At 72.4% G+C, this 21,094-nt stretch carries 22 protein-coding genes; 15 read left to right on the top strand and 7 right to left on the bottom strand.

Annotation, left to right across the window (positions count from 1 at the left end):
* The first annotated feature begins 31 nt into the window (after positions 1 to 31).
* Complete coding sequence (locus tag ACYVLJ_RS44885) at positions 32 to 1,231, top strand: MFS transporter (protein ID WP_451986634.1); 1,200 nt, start codon at positions 32 to 34, stop codon at positions 1,229 to 1,231.
* A gap of 380 nt (positions 1,232 to 1,611) precedes the next feature.
* On the opposite strand, the gene ACYVLJ_RS44880 is transcribed toward ACYVLJ_RS44885, so the two are convergent.
* The gene (locus tag ACYVLJ_RS44880; protein ID WP_451986632.1) at positions 1,612 to 1,869 is read right to left on the bottom strand and encodes a hypothetical protein; all 258 of its coding nucleotides are present in this window, start codon (positions 1,867 to 1,869) and stop codon (positions 1,612 to 1,614) included.
* 208 nt (positions 1,870 to 2,077) lie between these two features.
* Between ACYVLJ_RS44880 and ACYVLJ_RS44875 the strand changes: the two genes are divergently transcribed.
* Complete coding sequence (locus ACYVLJ_RS44875; protein WP_451986630.1) at positions 2,078 to 3,352, top strand: diguanylate cyclase; 1,275 nt, start codon at positions 2,078 to 2,080, stop codon at positions 3,350 to 3,352.
* A gap of 19 nt (positions 3,353 to 3,371) precedes the next feature.
* Here the strand turns inward: ACYVLJ_RS44875 and ACYVLJ_RS44870 are convergent, their stop codons facing one another.
* Complete coding sequence (locus ACYVLJ_RS44870) at positions 3,372 to 4,724, bottom strand: TrpB-like pyridoxal phosphate-dependent enzyme (protein WP_451986628.1); 1,353 nt, start codon at positions 4,722 to 4,724, stop codon at positions 3,372 to 3,374.
* A 65-nt stretch (positions 4,725 to 4,789) separates the two neighbouring features.
* On the opposite strand from ACYVLJ_RS44870, the gene ACYVLJ_RS44865 reads away from it, so the two are divergent.
* On the top strand, positions 4,790 to 5,644 hold the full coding sequence (locus ACYVLJ_RS44865) for an arginase family protein (protein ID WP_460443291.1): 855 nt from the start codon (positions 4,790 to 4,792) through the stop codon (positions 5,642 to 5,644).
* Positions 5,641 to 6,327, top strand: a complete 687-nt coding sequence (locus ACYVLJ_RS44860; RefSeq protein ID WP_451986624.1) for a dienelactone hydrolase family protein — start codon at positions 5,641 to 5,643, stop codon at positions 6,325 to 6,327. Before ACYVLJ_RS44865 ends, ACYVLJ_RS44860 begins: the two co-directional genes overlap by 4 nt.
* Here ACYVLJ_RS44860 and ACYVLJ_RS44855 read toward each other — a convergent pair.
* Positions 6,312 to 9,089, bottom strand: a complete 2,778-nt coding sequence (locus tag ACYVLJ_RS44855) for an ATP-binding protein (protein WP_460443290.1) — start codon at positions 9,087 to 9,089, stop codon at positions 6,312 to 6,314. The genes ACYVLJ_RS44860 and ACYVLJ_RS44855 overlap by 16 nt on opposite strands.
* 137 nt (positions 9,090 to 9,226) lie before the next feature.
* On the opposite strand from ACYVLJ_RS44855, the gene ACYVLJ_RS44850 reads away from it, so the two are divergent.
* From ACYVLJ_RS44850 to ACYVLJ_RS44840, 3 genes are read left to right on the top strand one after another with little or no spacing between them, the layout of a single operon-like run.
* Positions 9,227 to 10,126, top strand: coding sequence for a helix-turn-helix domain-containing protein (locus ACYVLJ_RS44850; RefSeq protein ID WP_460443289.1), 900 nt, complete (start codon positions 9,227 to 9,229; stop codon positions 10,124 to 10,126).
* Between the two features lie 11 nt (positions 10,127 to 10,137).
* Positions 10,138 to 11,133 (top strand): aldo-keto reductase family protein, encoded by a 996-nt coding sequence (locus ACYVLJ_RS44845; RefSeq protein WP_460443288.1) that lies wholly within the window; start codon positions 10,138 to 10,140, stop codon positions 11,131 to 11,133.
* A 56-nt stretch (positions 11,134 to 11,189) separates the two neighbouring features.
* A complete protein-coding gene (locus ACYVLJ_RS44840) occupies positions 11,190 to 11,651 on the top strand; it encodes a phage tail protein (protein WP_451986616.1) in 462 nt (153 codons plus the stop codon).
* Position 11,652: 1 nt separating this feature from the next.
* Here ACYVLJ_RS44840 and ACYVLJ_RS44835 read toward each other — a convergent pair whose 3' ends face one another.
* Entirely contained in the window at positions 11,653 to 12,573 is a 921-nt protein-coding gene (locus tag ACYVLJ_RS44835; RefSeq protein WP_460443287.1) for an NADP-dependent oxidoreductase, read from the bottom strand.
* Positions 12,574 to 12,678: 105 nt separating this feature from the next.
* Between ACYVLJ_RS44835 and ACYVLJ_RS44830 the strand changes: the two genes are divergently transcribed.
* The 4 genes from ACYVLJ_RS44830 (at position 12,679) to ACYVLJ_RS44815 (ending at position 16,123) form a co-directional block, all read left to right on the top strand.
* Positions 12,679 to 13,617 (top strand): AraC family transcriptional regulator, encoded by a 939-nt coding sequence (locus tag ACYVLJ_RS44830; RefSeq protein ID WP_460443286.1) that lies wholly within the window; start codon positions 12,679 to 12,681, stop codon positions 13,615 to 13,617.
* A gap of 175 nt (positions 13,618 to 13,792) precedes the next feature.
* Positions 13,793 to 14,419: a glyoxalase gene (locus tag ACYVLJ_RS44825; RefSeq protein ID WP_460443285.1), complete on the top strand. Its 627-nt coding sequence runs from the start codon at positions 13,793 to 13,795 to the stop codon at positions 14,417 to 14,419.
* 36 nt (positions 14,420 to 14,455) lie between these two features.
* Positions 14,456 to 15,253 (top strand): Fpg/Nei family DNA glycosylase, encoded by a 798-nt coding sequence (locus ACYVLJ_RS44820; protein WP_460443284.1) that lies wholly within the window; start codon positions 14,456 to 14,458, stop codon positions 15,251 to 15,253.
* Between the two features lie 75 nt (positions 15,254 to 15,328).
* Positions 15,329 to 16,123, top strand: coding sequence for a PIG-L family deacetylase (locus ACYVLJ_RS44815; RefSeq protein ID WP_451986606.1), 795 nt, complete (start codon positions 15,329 to 15,331; stop codon positions 16,121 to 16,123).
* On the opposite strand, the gene ACYVLJ_RS44810 is transcribed toward ACYVLJ_RS44815, so the two are convergent.
* Positions 16,092 to 16,526, bottom strand: a complete 435-nt coding sequence (locus ACYVLJ_RS44810; RefSeq protein ID WP_451986604.1) for a RidA family protein — start codon at positions 16,524 to 16,526, stop codon at positions 16,092 to 16,094. The two genes, ACYVLJ_RS44815 and ACYVLJ_RS44810, sit on opposite strands and share 32 nt — an antisense overlap.
* Before the next feature lie 31 nt (positions 16,527 to 16,557).
* Between ACYVLJ_RS44810 and mtnA the strand changes: the two genes are divergently transcribed.
* Entirely contained in the window at positions 16,558 to 17,523 is a 966-nt protein-coding gene (gene mtnA / locus ACYVLJ_RS44805; protein WP_460443283.1) for an S-methyl-5-thioribose-1-phosphate isomerase, read from the top strand.
* Here mtnA and ACYVLJ_RS44800 read toward each other — a convergent pair.
* Positions 17,520 to 17,735: a ferredoxin gene (locus ACYVLJ_RS44800; protein WP_451986600.1), complete on the bottom strand. Its 216-nt coding sequence runs from the start codon at positions 17,733 to 17,735 to the stop codon at positions 17,520 to 17,522. The genes mtnA and ACYVLJ_RS44800 overlap by 4 nt on opposite strands.
* A 2-nt stretch (positions 17,736 to 17,737) precedes the next feature.
* Positions 17,738 to 18,928, bottom strand: a complete 1,191-nt coding sequence (locus tag ACYVLJ_RS44795; protein WP_460443282.1) for a cytochrome P450 family protein — start codon at positions 18,926 to 18,928, stop codon at positions 17,738 to 17,740.
* 114 nt (positions 18,929 to 19,042) lie between these two features.
* Between ACYVLJ_RS44795 and ACYVLJ_RS44790 the strand changes: the two genes are divergently transcribed.
* The 3 genes from ACYVLJ_RS44790 to ACYVLJ_RS44780 are packed head-to-tail and all read left to right on the top strand — an operon-like array spanning position 19,043 to position 20,966.
* Positions 19,043 to 19,552: a PadR family transcriptional regulator gene (locus ACYVLJ_RS44790; protein WP_460443281.1), complete on the top strand. Its 510-nt coding sequence runs from the start codon at positions 19,043 to 19,045 to the stop codon at positions 19,550 to 19,552.
* Positions 19,549 to 20,763: a cytochrome P450 gene (locus ACYVLJ_RS44785; protein ID WP_451986594.1), complete on the top strand. Its 1,215-nt coding sequence runs from the start codon at positions 19,549 to 19,551 to the stop codon at positions 20,761 to 20,763. Before ACYVLJ_RS44790 ends, ACYVLJ_RS44785 begins: the two co-directional genes overlap by 4 nt.
* Positions 20,764 to 20,768: 5 nt before the next feature.
* Positions 20,769 to 20,966 (top strand): ferredoxin, encoded by a 198-nt coding sequence (locus tag ACYVLJ_RS44780; protein ID WP_451986592.1) that lies wholly within the window; start codon positions 20,769 to 20,771, stop codon positions 20,964 to 20,966.
* Positions 20,967 to 21,094 lie beyond the last annotated feature (128 nt).

Here is a 21,094-nt window from a genome sequence, read left to right as displayed (position 1 = left end):
CTGAGCGCTCGCGGAGGTACCGTGAGTGCCCATGGCGGCGCGCGCGGTCGGCTTCCGGGACGTCCTCGCGGTGGCCGAGTTCCGGGCGTTGTTCTCGGCGCAGCTGGTCTCGGTCACCGGTGACCAGCTGGCGCGCGTCGCGCTGTCGATCCTGGTCTACGACCGCACGAACTCGCCGGGCTGGGCGGCGCTGACGTACGCGCTGACGTTCCTGCCGGACCTCGTGGGCGGGCCGCTGCTGTCGGGGCTGGCCGACCGGTACCCGCCGCGGCTGGTGATGGTGTCGTGCGACGTCGTGCGCGCGGTGGCCGTGGCGGTGATGGCGTGGCCCGGCTTGCCGCTGCCCGCGGTGGCCGCGCTGCTGGTCGGCGTCCAGCTGTTCAACCCGGTGTGGAACTCCGCGCGGGCGGCGCTGCTGCCGCAGGTGCTGCCGGGCGAGACGTTCGTGCCGGGGATGGGCCTGCTGATGATGCTCGTCCAGGCGGGCCAGGTCGCCGGCTTCGCACTGGGCGGGCTGTTGGTGGCGGCCATCGGCACGGGCGGCGCCCTGCTGGCGGACGCGGCGAGCTTCGCGGTGTCCGCACTGGTCCTGGTCACGGGCGTCCGGACACGGCCACCGCGCGAGTCGTCCGGCGTCCGGTGGTGGCGGCACGTGCGAGCGGGCTGGACGGTGGTGGTCGGCGACCGCCGGCGGCTCGCCCTGGTGGCGTTGGGGTGCGTGTCGGGGATCTACATCGCGGGCGAGGCGATCGCGGCACCGTACGCGGCGGAACTGGGCGGCGGCGCGGTCGTGGTCGGGCTGCTGCTGGGGGCGTACGCGCTGGGGAACGTGCTCGGCATGGCGGCGCTGTCACGGATCCCGCCGGCACGGCGGAGCCGCTTGCTGGGCCCGCTGGCCGTGCTCGCGTGCGCGGCCCTGCTGGGCTGCGCGCTGCGGCCGGACCTGGAGGCCACGCTGGCGTTGCTGACGCTGTCCGGCGTGGCCAGCTCGTACAACCTCATCGCCAACACGACGTTCGTCCAGCTGACGCCGGACGCCCAGCGCGCGCAGGCGTTCGGCTTCGCCTTGACGGCGCTGCGGGTGTCGCAAGGCCTCGGCGTGGTACTGGCCGGGCTCGCGGCCGAGCGCGCCGCACCGCACGCCGTGGTCGCCGGCGCGGGCGCGATCGGCGTGGCGGCCGCAATCGGCGCGGCTTCGCTGTGGCGGCGGGCGCAACCGGAGCCCCGATGACCGGCTTGCAGGTCTCGCGGACCTCGGCGTGGCAGCCGCAATCGGCGCGACCTCCCTGTGGCGGCGGGCGCAACCCGAGCCCCGATGACCGGCTTGCAGGTCTCGCGGACCTCGGCGTGGCAGCCGCAATCGGCGCGGCCTCCCTGTGGCGGCGGGCGCAACCCGAGCCCCGGTGACCGGCTTGCAGGTCTCGCGGACCTCGGCGTGGCAGCCGCAATCGGCGCGACCTCGCTATGGCGGCGGGCGCAACCCGAGCCCCGATGACCGGCTTGCAGGTCTCGCGGACCTCGGCGTGGCAGCCGCAATCGGCGCGACCTCCCTGTGGCGGCGGGCGCAACCGGGGCCCCGGTGACCGGCGCGGGCCGGTCACCGGAGGGTGGTCAGCGCAGCGTCCAGTCGGTCGGGCACTCGGGCAGTGCTGGCGAGACGCCGGGGCGGGCCCAGTCGGTCGGCAACCGGCGGACGGTCCAGTCCGTCGGCAGCTCGCGGGCGGTCCAGTCGGTCGGCAGCTGCCGCGGGGTCCAGTCCGTCGGGATCGCGCGGGTCCAGTCGGTGGGCAGCTGGCGCGTCCAGTCGGTCGGCCGCTGCGCGCGGCGCCGGGACGGGACGATGTTCGCGTTGGGCAGGAAGTGGGACATGGTTTCTCCTGTTCGTAAGGGATCTTGCACGGTGCGTGACCGAACGGTAGCCTGACCGGCCTAGTGACACACCGCGTTCGTTCGATTACAGTGACGATTTCCGCGAAGAGTTCCGTCCTGAGAAGAGGGGCGTTTCGTGGGATTGTCCGGGTCCCAAGGGCGAAAGCCCAGCTCAGAACGTCCACGATCGGGTATCCGTACGTGGGCGATGTGGAAGCTGGCCACTCCGGTGTTCGGCTACGTCCTCGTCGTCGACGTGCTGGCGGTGGTCGCGATCCTCGCGACGGCCGCACTGGTGCCCGTCACCACCCAGTCCTTGGTCTGGTGCGGCCTGATCCTGGCCGGCGAGGTCGTGCACCTCGAAGCGGCACAACGCATCGAACGCATCCGCGAGCTCGCCGCCGACGGCCGGCCGCACATGCACCTGCAGTCGATCTGGATCTTCGCGGGGCTCCTGCTGCTGCCCCCGCCGTTGGCCACGGTGGTCATCGCGGTCAGCTACGGCCACTCGTGGGTGCGGGTCTACAAACGACGCGGCGTGGTTCACCGGAAAGTGTTCTCCGCGGCGACCGTCATCCTGGCGTGCACCGCCGCGGGCTTCGTGCTGTCCGCGGGCACCGGGCACGCGGCGCCGTACGTGCCCTACCTCGACGGCTTCGGCGGCATGACGGCCCTGCTGCTGTCCGGGATCGTCTACTTCGGACTCAACTACGTGCTGGTGATCCTCGCGATCCTGATGAGCAACCCGGGAAAGCCGCCGCGGCAGGCGTTCGGCAACCCGTCGGACGTGCTGATCGTGCTGGCCGCGGTCGGCGTCGGCTGCGGCATCGCGCTGGTGATGACGGTGCGGCCGTGGCTGCTGCCGGTGCTGATGGTGACGCCGGTGGCGTTGCACATCGGCCTGCTGCTGCCGCAGTTCCAGGCCGCGGCGCGCACGGACTCGAAGACGGCGTTGCTGGCGCCGGAGTTCTGGGTCCAGCTGGCCCGCAACGAGCTGGCGCGCGCCGCCGAGCTGTCGTCGACCGCGGGCGTGCTGATGATCGACCTGGACCACTTCAAGGCCATCGACGACGGCAACGGCCACCTGGCGGGCGACGAGGTCCTGCGCGCGATCGCGGCGGCGATCCAGGGCTCGGTCCGCGGCGGCGACTACGTGGGCCGCTTCGGCGGCGACGAGTTCGTGGTCCTGCTCCCGGGCGCGACGAGCGCGGAAATCGTCTCGATCGCGAACCGCATCCGCGCGGCGATCGCCCGCACCGAAGTCCCGGTCCCGGTGGTCCGCCCGGGCAAGCCGGAGGTGATCGACGGCTTGACGGCCTCGATCGGCGCGGCGGTCTACCCGGAAACGGCCACGGACTACACGATCCTGCTGCAGGCCGCGGACGACGCGGTGTTCGCCGCGAAGGCCGCGGGCCGCGACCGCGTCGTCCTCGCGGACGCCCGCACCGAGCTGACCCGCCCGGAGATCCCCGACCTGCGCTGACCTCCGGGCGAGCCGGGCGCTACGGCAGGGTGGCGAGGGACTCTTCGAGGGTGGCCGCGGAGAGCTCGTTGTCCACCATGTCCCCGGCGAGATAGGCGCCGTAGGCCGGCAGGTCCAGGTGGGCGTGGCCGCACAGCGCCGTGAGGATCACCTTCTCCTCACCGGTTTCCTTGCACCGCAACGCTTCCTGGATGCACGCCGCCAGCGCGTGGGTCGGCTCCGGCGCCGGGATGATGCCCTCGGACCGAGCGAACCGGACGCCCGCGGCGAAGCACTCCTGCTGGCCGATCGCGATCGCTTCGATCAGGCCCAGCTCGTAGATGTGCGAGATCAGCGGCGACATCCCGTGGTAGCGCAGGCCGCCCGCGTGGATCGGGTCCGGGATGAACTCGTGGCCGAGCGTGTGCATCTTCAGCAACGGCGTGAGCCCGGCGGTGTCGCCGAAGTCGTAGGCGTACTTGCCGCGCGTCAGCGACGGGCACGCGGCCGGCTCGACCGCTCGGATCACCGGGTCCATCCGGCCAGCCAGCTTCTCGCGCAGGAACGGGAAGGCGAGCCCGCCGAAGTTGGAGCCGCCGCCGGTGCAGCCGACGAGCACGTCGGGGGTGTCTCCGGCCAGCTCGAACTGCTTGAGCGCCTCTTCGCCGATGATCGTCTGGTGCAGCAGCACGTGGTTGAGGACGCTGCCCAGCGCGTACCGCGCATCGGGGTCCTGCGCCGCCTGCTCGACGGCCTCGCTGATCGCGATGCCGAGGCTGCCCGTGGAGTCCGGGTGGTCCTTGAGGATCGCGCGGCCGGACTCGGTCAGCTCGGACGGGCTCGGGTGGACGGTCGCGCCGAACGTCTCCATCATCAGCTTGCGGTAGGGCTTCTGGTCGTAGGACGCCCGCACCTGCCAGACCTCGCACTCCAGCCCGTACTGCGCGCAGGCGAACGCGAGCGCGCTCCCCCACTGGCCGGCGCCGGTTTCGGTCGTCAGCCGCGTGACGCCTTCTTGTGCGTTGTAGAACGCCTGCGGCACCGCGGTGTTCGGCTTGTGCGAGCCGACCGGGCTGACGCCCTCGTACTTGTAGTAGATCCGCGCCGGCGTGCCGAGCGCCTTTTCCAGCCGCCGCGCCCGGAACAGCGGCGACGGCCGCCAGAGCCGGTAGACCTCCCGAACCTCCTCGGGGATGTCGACATAACGATCAGTCGTCACCTCCTGGGCGATGAGCGCCTGCGGGAACAGCGGGGCCAGGTCGTCCGGGCCGACCGGCTCGCGGGTGCCGGGGTGCAGCGGCGGTGGCGGCGGCTCGGGCAGGTCGGGGATGACGTTGTACCACTGGGTCGGGAGATCGGCTTCGTCCAGGATGTACTTGGTGCGTTCGGCCATCGCGCCTCCTTGGTCGGCACCCCAACTTAGGGCCCGATCAGCGGCGGAGCCAGTACGGTGACCGGGTGAAGAAGTTCGTCCTGATCGATGCACCGTCCAACCTGGGCCTGCGGCCGCCGGTCGAAGGCGCGGCGCCCGGCTGCTACAAGACGCCCGGCGTGCTGCGCGACCTCGGCATCCTCGACCGGCTGAAGGCGGCGGACGGCGGTGTCGTGACGCCGGGCCGCTACCTCGGGACGTGGCAGCCGGGCGACGTCGTCCGCAACTCGGCGGCCATCGCGTCCTACACGCGAGCGCTCGCTTCGCGGGTGGCTTCGGTCCGCGACGCGGGCGGGTTCCCGGTGGTGCTGGGCGGCGACTGCTCGATCTCCCTGGGCGCGATGCTGGCGCTGCGCCGCGCCGGCCGGTACGGCATCGTCTACCTGGACGGCCACGACGACTTCCGCCACCTGGGCGTCGCCGGCCACGTCGGCGCGGCGGCGGGCGAGGACCTGGCGATCATGACCGGCCGCGGTGCCGACGACCTGGCCGACATCGACGGGCTGCGGCCGTACGTCCGGGACGAGGACGTGCTGGTGCTGGGCGTGCGGGCCGCGGAGTCGGCCCGGCTCCACGCCGCCGGGATCCGCTACGTCACTTCGGAGGCCCTGATGGCCGGCGAACCGGTGCCGGCGTTGCCGGAGCCGGCCGGCTTCTGGATCCACGTGGACATCGACGTCCTCGACCCGACTCATGTGTCCGCAGTGGACAGTCCCGATCCGGGCGGCCTCGACCCGGACACGCTGGTTTCGGTACTGCGCCGCCTGGTCGCGCTCCCGGGCGCGGCGGGCTTCGAGCTGACCGTGTTCGACCCCGACCTCGACCCGGACGGCTCGCAGGCCGCCCTGGTCGCCGACGTCATCGAGAGGTCCTTGCGGTGAAGAACGTGCTGACGGACCTCCCGGTCTGGCGGCCGCCGTCCGGCCGCGGCCCGGGCCTGGTGCTGGTCCAGGAGATCTTCGGCCTGGACGACTACCTGCGCTCGGTCGCGGCGGACCTCGCGGCGGCGGGGTACGTGGTGGCGGTCCCGGAGCTGTTCTGGCGGACGGCGCCGGGCTGGACGTCGACGCACGACGAAGCGGGCGTGGCGGCGTCGATGGCCGTGGCGGCGTCTTTCGACCCGGAACTGGGACTGGCGGACGTCCTGGCCACGGTGGCGCACCTGCGCGCGCAAGAATCGGTGACGGGCGGCGTGGGTGTACTGGGCTTCTGCCTGGGCGGCTCGCTGGCCTTCGCGGCGGCGGCCGCGGGCGACCCGGACGCGGCCGTGTCGTTCTACGGCTCGACGGTGGCCGCGCGGATCGCCGACCTGACGCGGATCACGTGCCCGGTCCAGTTCCACTTCGGCGGCCAGGACCCGTACATCCCGCGGTCGGACGTGGCGGTCGTGGAGTCCGCGGTGGCCGCGCACCCCGGCGCGGAGATCCACGTCCAGGAGAGCGCGGGCCACGCCTTCCACAACAACGTGGCCCCGATGTTCCACAACCCCGAAGCGGCGGCCCGGGCCTGGGAGCTGACCACGGACTTCCTGCGCCGGACCTTGCCGGCTCACGCCGACGGCTGAGCCGTCAGGCTCCACGCCTCGGCGTCGTCGATGTCGGCCAGCTGGCGCGCGATGCGGTTCACGTCGGCGATCCGGTGCTGGGCGCGGCTCAACGCCAAGGCGCGCACCCACGCCTCGCGCGCCTCGGCGTGCTGGCCCAGTGCGGCGTGGGTCCGGGCCAGGTGGTCCAGGGTGTCCGCCTCGTAGTAGGTGGCGCCGAGGTTCCGGCACAGCTCGAGGGACTCCCGGAAGCAGGCCAGCGCCCGGTCGTGGCGCCCGCAGTGGTGCTCGATGTAGCCGAGGCAGTCCAAGGTGACGGCTTCGCCCTGCCGGTTGCCGTGCCGGACGAACAACGCCAGCGCCTGCCGGCAGGTCGCCCGCGCCTGCCGGAAGTCGCCCAGCAGGGCCTGGTACCAGCCCACCATGCTGAGCGCTTCGCCTTCCCACACCGGGTTGTCCAGCGTCCGGAACAGGCGCAGCGCCAGGTCGGCGTAGTCCAGGGCCAGCCGGTCGTCCAGCTGCCGCCAGACCCCCGTGAGGTCGTGGTAGGTGCGCGCTTCCCCGTGGGTGTCACCGGTTTCCCGGGCCAGGACGAGCGCGCGGTGCAGGTGGCTCGACGCCTCGGCGCGCAGGCCCGCCCGCGCGTACGCCTGGCCGAGCAGGCGGTGCGCGTGCCCTTCCAGCTCGGGATCGTCCAGCTCCTCCGCGGCGGTGAGCGCGGCACCCCACGTCGCCAGCTGCTCGTGCAAGTGCCCGCGCCGCAACAGATATCCGTGCAGCGTCCAGGCGAGCTGCCAGACGAGCTCCGGCCACTCCTGGCGGGCGGCGGCCTGCTGGGCGGCGAGCAGACCCGCGTGTTCGGCGTCGAACCAGGCGAGGACCGCGGCGTCGTCGGCGAAGTCCGGGATGACGAACGGGACCGGCCGGTCGCCGACGTCGATCGGCTTGCGGTGCGGGTACAGGAGCCGTTCGCCGGCGTAGCTGGCGTGCAGGTAGAAGCCGACGAGCCGGCGCAACGCCTGCACCCCGCCCGAGCGCGGTTCGGCGGCCCGCTCGCTCGCGTAGAGCCGGACGAGGTCGTGCATCCGGTAGCGGGACGCCCCGTGGCGCTGCACCAGGTGCGCGTTCTCGAGCTGCCGCACCAGCGTGGTGACCCGGCCGGCGGGCAGCCCGGTGAGGACCGCGATCGCGGGCAGCCCGATGTCCGGGCCCGGTGCCACCCCGAGCAGGCGGAACACGTGCGCGGCCTCGGACTCGAGCGCGTCGTGGGACCAGGACAGAGCGGCACGCAGGTTCGACGTGAGCTCGCCGCCGTCGAGCGCGTCCAGCCGGGCCGACGTCTCCCCGAGCTCGGCGGCCAGCAGCGTGAGCGGGAGGTCCGAGCAGGTCGCCGCGTACGCCGCCACGATGCCCAGCGCGAGCGGCAGGCCGGCGCAGTAGATCACCAGCTCGTCCACCGCGGCCCGGTCGGTTTCGGCCCGGCCGCCGAGGCGCTTCGCGAGCAGTTCCCGGGCTTCCGGGGCGTCCAGCACGTCCAGGGTCAGCGACCGGACGTCGTGCGTGGTCAGGAGGCCGGTCAGCTGGTTGCGGCTGGTGATCACCACGGTGCAGCCCGGGCTGTCGGGCAGCAGCGCCGCCACCTGGCGGCTGTCCCTGGCGTTGTCCAGCACGATCAGCATCCGCCGGTCCGCCACCGTGTCCCGGAACAGCGCCGCCTGGCCTTCGGGGTCGAGCGGGATCGAACCCGAAGGCAGCCGCAACGCGTCGAGGAACCCGCGGATCGCCTCGACCGGTTCCACCGGGGCGCCCGACGGGTCGAAGCCACGCAGGTTCACGTACAGCTGCCCGTCGGGGAACCGGTGGGCGTTGTCGTGGGCCCACTGCAGCGCGAGCCAGGTCTTCCCGATGCCGCCCATGCCGACGATCGCGACGATCGGAGCGGCGTCGTCGGCCGCGGGCACCGACCGCGTGAGCTCGGCCAGCTCCCGGGTCCGCCCGGTGAACGACCGCGGCCGGGCGGGCAGCCGCGGCACGTTCCGCGGCGGCCGAGGCGCGTCGTCGGGCGCGTAGGGGCGGTCGGGCAGGGAGATCCAGGCCCGGACGGCCGTTTCCTTGACCGTGACGTCGGCGTGCCGGTAGGTGGTCGCGTCCTCGATCGGGCTGTGCCGGACCACCTCGTTGAAGAACCAGGACGAGACGATGAGCGCCAGTACCCCCGGCGAATCCGCCAAGGCGGCTTTCAACGGCGGCGCGTCGAGGAGCCGGAACGCCAGGTTGATCGACTTCGCGGTGACCCCGAAGTCGTCGTAGGTGATCTCGCCGGCGTGCAGCGCCATCCGCAGCCGGATCCGTTCCGGGTCCTGGTGCGTGCGGTTGTGCCGGCGCAGTGCGGTGGCCAGGGCCCTCGGCAGCGACTCGACGAAGGCGGCTTTGGGCACCTCCGCCCCGGCCAGGACGAACACGCCGTCGCCGCGGTCCTCGACATCGCAGCTGTCCCAAGGGATCCCGGCCGCTTCGAACGCCACCGCCAGCGCCCGGTACACCCCGCCGCGCACCGCGACCTGGTCCCGGTTCGTCCGCTGCGGGTTCCCGAAGCCCTCGACGTCCACGACGAGGATCGTCCGGTGCACAGCCTGCCGCCGGCCCGCCGACCGGACGGCGTGGACCGGCGAAGGGCCGCCGAAGCCGGCTCCCCGCCGCGGATCCGGCACCCGGCCGGTCTCGACCTCCGACCCGGCCGCGCGGGCCGTGGTCCCGACGATCTCCGGATAACCCTCGAACATGAGCGGTCCTCCTCCCGAGGGGCACTCCCAGGATGAGTCAGCGCGGCGACGCGCGGATAGTGTGATTGCAATATTGCACGGGAACGACCAGGCAAGATGTGCCGTATGATCCCCCGAGGACTACCGCGAAATCCGGCATGCACTACCCCGAGGGGGTCATCCGCCTCATGACGCAGGACGCACCGTCTGCGCGCGAGCGCCAGCTGGCCCGCGAACTCCGGCAGCTGCGCTCGACCGTCGGCCTCACCGGCAAGGACGCCGCGGACCGGCTCGGCTGGTCGACGTCCAAGGTGTCCCGGATCGAGACGGGCCGGATCGGGATCGGCCAGGACGACCTCGAGGCGCTGTTCGTCCTGTACGAAGTCCTCGACGAGAAGGCCGAACACCTGCGCGGGCTGGCCGCGTCGGCCCGGGCGCAGGGCTGGTGGGACGCCTACGCGAACAACCTGTCGTCCGGGTACTCCAGCCTGATCAAGCTGGAGTCGGGTTCGGTCGGCCTCAGGTGCTACTGCGCCCTCGTCCCCCACGCGCTGCTGCAGACGCCGGAGTACTCGCGGCACGTCATCCAGTCGACCCTGCAGGTGCCCTCGCCGGCCGAGATCGACCGGCGCGTCGACATCGCGCGCCGCCGGCAAGCGGTGCTGCGGCGGGAAAGCCCGCCCATGCGGCTGGCCGCCGTGATCGACGAAGCCGCGTTCCGGCGGCCCATCCGGACCCCGGACGGGCGCATCGACACCACCGTCACCCGCGCGCAGTTCCGGCACCTGGCCGAGCTTTCCGCGCGACCGGATGTCACCATTCAGGTCCTGCTCTTCAAGTCCGGGATCCCGCCGGTGACGTCCGGCTCCTTCTCGGTGCTGGAGTCGATGGCCACCCACCGGCCGGACGTCGTCTACCTGGAGAACAAGACCAGGTTCTTCTTCATCGACACGGAGAACGAAGTGCACCAGTACGTGCAGGAGTTCGAACTGCTCAGCTCGATGGCGCTGGACCCGGACGATTCGCGCGCTTACATCGAGCGCGCGGCGAACCGCTGAGGAGACGACCGGTGCACAGACGCGAACTCGGCGAGTCGGGCCTCAAGGTGTCCGCCATCGGACTCGGCTGCATGGGCATGTCGGAGTTCTACGGCCGGGCCGACGAGGCGGCCGGTGTCGACACCATCCGGCGGGCGATCGACCACGGGATCACCCTCATCGACACGGCGCCTTCCTTCGGCGCGGAGCCCTACGGCGAGTCCGCCAACGAACGGCTCGTCGGCCGGGCCCTGCGCGGCCGGCGGGACGCCGTCGTGCTGGCCACGAAGTTCGGGTTCGTCCGCAGCGGGGACGACCGCGTCGTGGACAACTCGCCCGGCTACATCCGGCGCTCGGTCGACGAGTCCCTCGCCCGGCTCGGGACCGACCACATCGACCTGTACTACCTCCACCGGCGGAACCCGCACGTGCCGGTCGAAGAGGTCATCCTGACGATGAAGGACCTGGTCCAGGCCGGCAAGGTGCGCCACCTCGGCCTGTCCGAGGTCAACGCCGAGACGTTGCGCCAGGCCTGCGCGATCCACCCGATCACGGCCCTGCAGAGCGAGTACTCGCTGCTCAGCAGGCACATCGAGGACAAGATCCTGCCCACGGCGCAGGAGCTCGGCGTCAGCGTCGTCGCCTACGCGCCGGTCGGGCGCGGCCTGCTCACCGGTGAACTGACCACACTGGACGGCCTGGAGCCCACCGACCTGCGCCGCCTGCAGCCGCGCTTCCAGGACGGCAACCTCGGCCGCAACCTCGCGCTCGTCGAGCGGGTGCACGCGGTCGCGGAGGAGGTCGGCTGCACCACCGCCCAGCTCGCGCTGGCCTGGCTGCTCGCGAAGGACGACGGGATCGTGCCGATCCCCAGCACGACCAGCTACCGGCACGTCGAGGAGAACGCCGCGGCGGTCGACATCGTGCTTTCGCCCGCTCAGGTGCGGGAGCTCGACGAGGCGATCCGGCCGGGCGACGTCGTCGGCGACCGGAACACGGCGGCGAGCCTCGCCCTGATGGAGCTGTGACCACGGCGGGAGTCGTCTACCTTCGTCACGAGCGCACCCGCTGAAAGGAGCTCACCATGTCCTACGCCGTGGACTTCGCCACCGTGTCGACCACCGGACTGGAGTCGTCGCCGGTCGCGCCCGCGCTCGCCGGCCTGCGGGCGAACGAGGCCCGGTACTTCAAGAACAAGTACGACCACGTCTTCACGGTCGAGCCGGCGAGCGACGCCGCGAAGACCCTCGACTGGGTGAACCGGATCCTCGAGGAGGAGCGCGGCATCGTCATCGCGTCACGCCCGCTCGAGGTGACCGAGTTCGAGGTCGAGGGCATCCGCATGGCGTACGTCTTCTACGAGAGCGGCCTGTCGATCAACGTCATGTACACGCTCGAAGACTCCGGGAAGCGCGCCGTCGGGTTCAAGCTCTCCGACGGCATGGAGATCCCCGACGAGCTCTCCTCGTTCAAGTTCGCCCGGCAGAAGTCGAAGCTGGCCGGCACCATCCGCGGCTCCTACTTCGTCATCAAGAACGCGTACTGACCTACGGCACGAGCACGATCTTGCCGCGCGCGTGGCGGCGCATCAGGTCGCGGTAGGCGTCGCGGACCCGGGCGAGCGGGTAGGTGGCGGCGATCGGGACCTCGAGGTCGCCGGCCGCGACGAGCTTGACGAGCTCGGCCAGCACCTCGGCGTTCGCGGACCCCGTCATGCCCTCGCCCTTGACGCCGGTGCGCGCGACGCCGGCGAAGTCGATGATCGTGTTGATCCGGTCCTTCGCGACACCGAGTTCCAGGGCCAGGTCGACGTAGCCGTCGCCGAAGTTGTCGATGAACGCGTCGACGCCGTCGGGCGCGGCTTCGCGGATCCGGTCGAGCACGCCGTCGCCGTAGGTCACCGGCAGCACGCCGTGCCCGCGCAGCCAGGTGTGGTTGGCCTCGCCCGCGAGCCCGATCACGGTCGCGCCGGCGTGGCGCAGCAGCTGCACCGTCAGCGAGCCGACCCCGCCGGCGGCGCCCGCGACGACGACCGTGTCCCCCGGGCCGGCCCCGACCGCGCGGACGTTCGCGTGCGCGGTGGTCCCGGCGACGAAGAGCGCGCCGCCGGCCTCCCACGGCACCGCGGGATCGCGGGCCACGAGCTGGGCCGCCGGCACCGCGACCAGCTCGGCGTGGCTGGCGCGGGTGTCCACCCAGCCGATCACCTCGTCGCCGGCGGACCAGGTGCGCACCGCCGGGCCGACCTCCGCCACGACACCGGCGAGGTCGCTGCCCTCACCGGACGGGAACGTCGCGGGCCAGCGCTCGTGCAGCGCGCCGGACCGGATCGTGTTCTCCCCCGGGTTGACGCCGGCCGCCCGCACGCGCACCAGCACCTCGTCCGCCGCGGGCACCGGCCGGGGCACGTCCCGCACCTCCAGCACGTCGATGTCGCCGTACTCGTCGAACCGCACTGCCTGGGGCATCTCGCCCCTCCTTCCGGATCCTTGGTCCTGCGGTCCAGCAAACCGGAGCCGGGCGGCATGATCCATGCTGGATTCACGCGAAAAAATATGCGATCGTCTCATGCCGTGGACGTGTTGACAGATCTGCTGCAGCGCTCGCGGGCCCGCGGCGCCGCGTTCTCGCACTCGACGGCGCGCGGCGCGTGGGGCGTCCGGTTCCCGACCGGCGCCAAGCTCGCGATCCACGGCATCCTCGGCGGCGAGGCGTTCGCGTGGACCGACGACCCCGGCCGCGCCCGCCAGGTGCTGCCCGGCGACGTCGTCCTGGTCCGCGGTCCGGTCGAGCAGTTCATGGCGCACACGCCGGGCGCCGGCGTCGTGCCGTTCGCCTACCCGCGCGCGACCGGCCCGGCCCGCGGCGCGCGCCGCCTGGAGTTCGGCGCCGAAGCGGGCGACCCCACGACTTTCTTCTGCGGCGCGTACACCTTCGAGGGCGAACTTTGCGCGGGCCTGCTCGCCGGGCTGCCGGACCTGACGGTGGTCCGCCCGTGCGCGGGCTCGAGCCTGCGCGCGACGCTCGACGTGTTCGCGGCCGAGATCCTCCGCGACGCGCCGGGGCAGCAGGCACTGCTGGACAGCCTGCTCGACGTCGTCCTGGTGCAGGTGCTGCGGGAGCAGCTCGCCACCGAAGGCGAGACCGCGCCGGCGTGGTTCCGCGCGATGGACGACGCGTCGGTCGGCGCGGCCCTGCGCGCGGTGCACGCCGAACCCGCCCGCACCTGGACGGTCGCCGACCTGGCCGGGGAAGCCTCCCTGTCCCGGGCGACGTTCGCCCGCAGGTTCACCCAGCTGCTGGGCGTGGCCCCGCTGACGTACGTCGCCGACTGGCGGATGGCCCTGGCCCGCGAGCAGCTGCGCGACGGCGACGCCGCCCTGGCCGCGGTGGCCCGCTCACTGGGGTACGCGTCGGAGTTCTCGTTCGCCGCGGCGTTCAAGCGCCACCACGGCGTACCACCGGGCCGGTGGCGCTCCGCCGCCGGCACGCCATCCACTGTGGATGGTTGAGATTTCCCTGACAGGGCAGGGAAATCACCCCGTTGAGCGGGTCTCGGGTCCTGTGTCGGCGGAGAACGTCGTCGCCTGTCGCGTGTATCGCTCTTTACCCACCGTGGCCACGCCGCCGCAGACCGATCAGGAATCGAGAAGCGCTGGTCACCGGGCCGCACCTAGCGTTATCGGCATGACGAACATCGACACCATCACCCTCGAAGTCACCGACACCGCGGCCGCCGAGCGCTTCTACTCCGCCGCCTTCGGGATCACCTCGCAGCTGCGCTTCCGGGCCGCCCAGGCGCCGTCCGGCGGGTTCCGCGGCTACACCCTCTCCCTCACCGTCGCGCAGCCCGCCGACGTCGATTCCCTGCTCGGCACCGCCGTCGAAGCCGGGGCCACGGTGCTCAAGCCCGCCACCAAGTCCCTGTGGGGCTACGGCGGCGTCGTCCGGGCGCCCGACGGCGCCATCTGGAAGGTCGCCACCTCCGCGAAGAAGAACACCGGCCCGGCCACCCGCGAGTTCGACGCCGTGGTCCTCCTGCTCGGCGTCGACGACGTGGCCGCCAGCAAGAAGTTCTACGTCGACCACGGCTTCACCGTCGGCAAGAGCTTCGGCCGCATGTACGTCGAATTCGCCGCGGACGGCCCGGTGAAGCTCGCGCTCTACCGCCGCAAGGCGCTCGCCAAGGACGCCGGCGTCGCCCCCGAAGGCACCGGCGCGCACCGGATCGCCGTCACCCACGCGGCCGCGGCGTTCACCGACCCGGACGGGTTCGCCTGGGAAGTCACCACGGCCCAGTCCCTCGGCGCCTGACCGGCGGCGCGCGCGGCACCCGGGCAGACTGGCCGGGTGCCCGAACTGCCCGAAGTGGAACTCGCCCGCCAAGTCCTCGCCGGTGCGCTCGGCCGGAAGATCCGGGACGTCGACGACCACGACGACTGGGTGTGCCGGCCGCACGCGCCCGGGGACATCGCCGCCGCGCTGGCGGGCGGGCGGCTCACCGCGGCGCACCGGCGGGGCAAGACCCTTTGGTGCGAAACGGAAAGCCGCGGCGGGCGGCCCGGGCCGAACCTCGGCATCCACCTCGGGATGGCCGGGCAGCTGCGGTTCGGCGGCGAGAGCGGGCCGCCCGGGCCGAAGCGGTTTCGCGGCCGCGAAGAGAAGCCCGAGTGGTTCCGGTTCGGGATCACTTTCGCCGACGGCGAACAGCTGTGGCTGTTCGACACCCGCCGGCTCGGCCGGGTGCGGCTCGACCCCGATCTCGACGCGCTCGGCCCGGACGCCGGCGAGGTGTCGCGCGGGGAGTTCCGCGAGCGCGTCGGCCGCGGCCGGGCGCCGGTCAAGGCGCGGCTGCTCGACCAGTCCGTGCTGGCCGGGATCGGGAACCTGCTGGCGGACGAAACGCTCTGGCAGGCGGCGGTGCACCCGGCCCGGCCGGTGAACGAGCTGGGCGAAGACGACCTCACGAACCTCCACAAGGCACTCCGGAAGGCGTTGCGCGCCGCGATCCGCCGCGGCGGCGTGCACACCGGGGAGATCATCGGCCACCGCCGGGCCGGCGACCACTGCCCCCGCTGCGGCACCGGAATCACCCACGGCACCGTCGGCGGCCGGTCGACCTGGTGGTGCCCGAAGGAGCAGGCCTAGCCGGGGGCGCCCGACCACGCCGCTGCGCATCCTGGCGGGCGGTTTTTGTCGGTGCCGTTCGGTAGCTTGGCGGACATGGCAACACTGGTCACCTTCCACGCCCACCCGGACGACGAATGCCTGCGCACCGCCGGGGTGATGGCCAAGGCCGTCGCCGAGGGGCACCGCGTCGTGCTCGTCGTCGCCACCAAGGGCGAAGTCGGCGAGGTCCCCGAGGGCTTCCTCGCCGAGGGCGAACAACTGTGGGAGCGGCGCGTGCGGGAGTCGCACGCGGCCGCGGAGATCCTCGGCGTCGCGCGCGTCGAGTTCCTGGGCTACCGCGACTCCGGGATGATGGGCGAGCCGACGAACGACGAACCCACCGCCTTCTGGCAGGCCGACGTCGAGAAGGCGGCCGGGCAGCTGGCGGAGATCCTGCGCGAAGAGGCGGCGGACGTGCTCACCGTCTACGACGACAACGGCGACTACGGCCACCCGGACCACATCCAGGTCCACCGCGTCGGCGTCCGCGCGGCCGAGCTGGCCGGCACCGCGCGCGTCTTCCAGGCCACGTTCAACCGCGAGTTCATGCAGCGCGGCTTCGAATCGGCGGTGGAGCAGGGCCTGATGCCGCCGGAGGCCGCGCCGAAGCCGCCGGAGAACGTGGAGTTCGGCAAGCCGGAGGCGGAGATCACGGCGGCGGTCGACGTGTCGAAGTACGTCGGGCTGAAGCGTGCGGCGATGCGCGCCCACCCCAGTCAGATCAGCGAGGACATGTTCATGCTCGCGATGCCGGACGACGCCTTCGCGTTCGCGTTCGGCACCGAGTGGTTCATCCGCGCGGGGCAGGGCCCGGGGATCACGGAGACGGATCTGATGGCGGGGTTGTAGCGGGCCCGTCCGGCGCGGCGGTCACGTCCAGCTCCACCAGCTGGCCCGGGTAGCCGAGCCGGGCGACGCCCAGCAGCGTGCTCGCCGAGGTGAACGCCGCCCCGATCGCCGACGTCGTCAGCCGGTCCCAGACCGCCGAGAGCGTCTCGCGGGAGTCCGTCACCACGTAGATCACCGTCCGCACCACATCGGACGGCGAGGCGCCCGCGAAGGCCAGCGCCGCGGCGGTGTTGGCCACCACCCGGTCGGTCTGCGCGAGCACGTCGCCGGCCACGACGACGCCGTCGGAGCCGAGCGGGCACTGGCCCGCGAGGTAGACCGTGCGGGGCGAAGAGGCCACCGTCACGTGGTGGTAGCCCGGCGGGGTGTGCAACCCGGGCGGGTTCTGCCGTTCAATGGTCACCACCGCATCATGGCCGGACCCGGGAGGGCACGTGCGCAGGACCATCGACTGGAGCGGCGGCGCCGTCGTCATCATCGACCAGACCGCGCTGCCCGGCGAGGTCCGGCTGCTCGCGCTGCGGACGGTGGACGAGCTGGTCGGCGCCGTCCAGCGGCTGGCCGTGCGCGGGGCGCCCGCGCTCGGCGCCGCCGGCGCGCTCGGGGTCGTGCTCGCCGCCTACGACGGCACGGACGTGCACGCCGACGCCGAACGCATCGCGAACGCGCGCCCCACCGCCGTCAACCTCGCGTGGGGTGTCGAGCGTGCGCTGAAGAAGCTGGACCAGGGTCCGGACGCCGTGCTCGCCGAAGCTCTGGAGCTGCTCGCCGAGGACGAAGAGCTCAACAAGACCGCCTCGGGCCACGCGGCGGAGATCGTGCTCGCCGAGTGCCCGCGCCGGCCGCTCCGGCTGCTGAGCCACTGCAACGCCGGGCGCCTCGCCACCGTCGGCTGGGGCAGCGCGCTCGGCGTCGTCTGGCACCTGCACGAGCGGGGGCTCGTCGAAGAAGTCCTCGTCGACGAGACCCGGCCGCTGCTGCAGGGCGCCCGGCTGACGGCCTGGGAGCTGGCCGAGGCCGACGTCCCCTACCGGGTCCAGCCGGACGGCGCGGCCGCCGCCGCGATGGCGCGCGGGCTGGTCGACTGCGTGCTCGTCGGCGCCGACCGGATCGCCGCGAACGGCGACGTCGCCAACAAGATCGGCACCTACGGCCTGGCCATCGCGGCCCGGCACCACGGCGTGCCGTTCATCGTCGTCGCCCCGTCGTCCACAGTGGACCGCAGGCTCGCGGACGGCGCGGGGATCGCCATCGAGGAACGCGACGCCCGCGAGCTCACCGAGTACGCCGGGGTGCCGATCACGCCGCCGGGCGCGAAGGTCTTCAACCCCGCCTTCGACGTCACGCCGTTCGAGCTCGTCACGGCCGTGGTCACCGAACGCGGCCGGTTCGAGCCCTAGGGACGCGGGCCGATCTCGCGGCCGCCGTCGGTCACCGTGATCGCCATCGCCGGGCAGGAGTCGGCCGCGTCGAGCACGGTCTCGTCGGCGTCGAGGTCGGAGACCGCCGTCTGCGCGACCGCGCCCTCGAGCACGAACACCTCTGGCATCAGCGCGGCGCACATCCCCGAGCCGATGCAGGTGTGTTCGTCGACTTCCACGTGCCAGCTCATGGTCACCATCCGATCGGCATCGACCGCGGTCCGCGGACGAGCATCTGCGTCTTCCACACGATATCGCCGGCCAGGTGGATCCCCGGCATCTCGGTGACGAGCGCGCGCAGCGCCTCCTGCAGTTCGAGCCGGGCCAGCGGTGCGCCCAGGCAGTGGTGGACGCCGTGGCCGAAGCCGAGGTGGTGGTTGTCCTCGCGGTCGAACCGCAACTGGTCGGCGTCGTCGAACTGCAGCCGGTCGCGGTTGGCCGCGCCGACCGCGACCAGCACCGGCTCACCGGCCCGCACGAGCACGTCACCGACTTCGACGTCTTCGGTGGCGTAGCGCGCGAAGCCGGCGCCCGCGCCCAGCGGCACGAACCGCAGCAGCTCCTCGACCGCGGCCGGGATCAGGTCCGGGTCGGCGACGAGCCGCTGCCACTGCCCGGGCTGGTCCAGCAGCGCGTAGACGAAGTTGGGGATCTGGCTCGCGGTGGTCTCGTGCCCGGCGACGAGGATGCCGACGCACAGGTCGACCAGCTCCAGCTCGGTCAGCCGGTCGCGGGTGTCGCGGGCCTCGATCAGCGCTGTCATCAGGTCGTCCTGGGGCTGTTCGCGGTGTTCCGCGATCAGGCCGCGCATGTAGTCGCGCAGTTCTTCGCGGTTGCGCTCGAACTCCTCGGGCGTCAGGCCGCTGGTGGACAGCGCCGCGTCGCTCCAGACGCGGAACTTCGGCCGGTCGCCGACCGGGACGCCGAGCAGCTCGCAGATCACCGCGACCGGGATGGGCAGCGCGTAGCGGTCGACGAGGTCCGCGGGCGGGCCGGCGGCCTTCAGGTCCGCGATCAGCTCCGACGCCAGCGAGGCGACGCGCGGGCGCAGCAGTTCGACGCGGCGCATGGTGAACGCCTTCGCGACCAGCGTCCGCAGCCGCGTGTGGTCCGGCGGGTCCATCTGCAGGATCCCGCCCTCCCGCTGCACGGGCGACCGCCGCGGCGCGTCCTTCTCCTTCTCCATCGCCCGCGAAAACCGGCGGTCGCCGAGCACCAGCCGGGCGTCCGCGTAGCGGGTGGCCAGCCACGCCGGCTCCCCGTAGGTCATCTTGACCCGGACCATGCCCGCTCCCTCGCGGGCGGCCGCGTAGGCCTCGTTGAGGTCGAGCCCCGCCTCCTCGTTGAAGGGGTACGAGAGCGGCTCGGTGTGGGTGACGGTCATGCGAGAACCCCCGTGCTCGGTTGTAAGCAGCTGCTTACAACGCTACACAGTTTCTTCCCACCTGTCACGATCCGCCATTGCCCAGTCACCGAACACTAGGTTACGGTGACCTAGGTGTGGATCGAGATCCTCTTGCTGTCGAGGCTGGACCGCGAGCCGATGCACGGCTACGAGCTGCGCAAGGCCGTCGAAGCCTCGACCGGGCACACCTTGTCCAACAACTCGCTCTACCCGACCCTGCGGCGCTTCGTCGACGCCGGTGCGGTGAGCCGCAGCGCGGAGGAACAGGAGGCCAAACCGCCGCGGCACGTCTACACGATCACCGACGTCGGGCGGGAGCTGCTGCACGACATGCTCGCCGACTTCCCGGCCGAACTGGCCCTGAGCCAGGAGGAGTTCCTCGCGCGCGTCGGCAGCTTCAGCCGGCTGCGCCCGGACGAACGCGCGCGCGTGCTCGACGTGCGAAAACAGGCGCTGACCGCCGAGCACGCCCGGCTCACCGGGCTCGCCACCGGGCAGGCCGATCCGTGGGGCCGCGCCGCGCTGCGGCACGTCCTCGGCAAGTTCGACGCCGAACTGCGCTGGCTCGCCGACCTCGAAACCCAACTGAGGAGAGACGCATGACCACCACCGAAGAGACGCCTCGCCTCCCCTTCGCCCGGGCGAACGCGCTCGCGATCGCGCCCGACTACGAAACCCTGCGCCGCCGGGCCCCGGTCAGCCGGGTGCTCACCCCGGCCGGCGACCCGGCGTGGCTGGTGACGTCGTACGAAGAGGCCAAGGAAGTCTTCCGCGACAAGCGGTTCGGCCGTTCGCACCCGGCGCCGGAACAGGCTTCGCGGATCTCCAACGCCGCGATCCAGGACGGTCCGAGCGGCGACTTCGAGACCGAAGAAGCGGAGCACAAGCGCATGCGGCGGATGCTCGCGCCCGCGTTCTCCGCGCCCCGCATGCGCGCCCTCGGCGACCACATCGCCGAGCTGACCGACCGCTGCCTCGACGACCTGGAGGCCGCGCACGACGCCGACCCGGGTGAGCCGGTCGACCTGACCGACTTCCTCGCGTTCCCCTTGCCGGTGCTGGTGATCTGCGAGCTGCTCGGCGTGCCGTACGCCGACCGCGAGCACTTCCGCGGCCTGTCCGAGCGGATCGCGATGATGGACGGCGGCGAAGACGCGCAGGCCGCGATGACCGAGTTCAAGGCCTACATGGCGAAGCTCGCCGACGCGAAGCGCGCGGAGCCGCAGGAGGACGTCATCTCCGACCTGGTCGCCTACCAGGCCGGGGATCCGACCTTCACCGATGACGACCTCGCGCGGATGGCGACCGGCCTGCTGTTCGCCGGCCACGAGACGACGTCGACGCGCATCGCCATGGGCACGCTGTTCCTGCTCACCGACACCGCACGTCGCGACCGCTTCGCCGCCGACCCCGAGGGCGAGGTGCAGGCGACCGTCGAGGAGATCCTGCGGCTGACCGCGACCAGCGGCACCGGCCTGCTGCGCTACGCCCACGAAGACGTCGAAATCGGCGGTACGCGGATCATGCGCGGCGACGCGGTGCTCGTCTCCAGCGACGCGGCCAACCGGGACGCGTCGGTGTTCGCGGACCCCGACGAGTTCGACCCGGGCCGCACGCCGAACGTCCACCTCGCCTTCGGCACCGGCGCGCACGTCTGCATCGGCGCCAACCTGGCCCGCACCGAGCTGCGGACGGTGTTCCCGAAGCTGTTCCGCCGCTTCCCCGGCCTGCGGCTGGCGGCCGCGATCGACGAGATCCCGGTGCGCGTCAACCGCGTCGCCGGCGGGGTCGACGCCGTCCCGGTGACGTGGTGAGCCCCGTGAAGATCACCGCCGACACCGGCGCCTGCGTGGCGTCCGGGCAGTGTGTGCTGCTCGCGCCGGGCACGTTCGACCAGGACGAGGACCTCGGCACGGTCGTCCTGCTCGCCGACGAGCCCGCGGCGGGCGAAGAGGACGCCGTCCGGCAGGCCGAGCTGACCTGCCCGGCCGCCGCGATCCGCCTCGCCGGGGCCTAGCTGTGATGTCCGGGGACGTTGTCCCGACTTGAGGTGACCGGTGACGGCCTGTCGTGCAGACAGGTGAAGGCCTCCGGTTGTGAAGTGGAGCTGTCGAGGAACCGCTTCACCCACCGGAGGCCTTCGTG

Source organism: Amycolatopsis stemonae (assembly GCF_054781455.1).
Note: the sequence above shows the minus strand (reverse complement) of the source record. Positions and strands in the feature narration are given on the sequence as shown.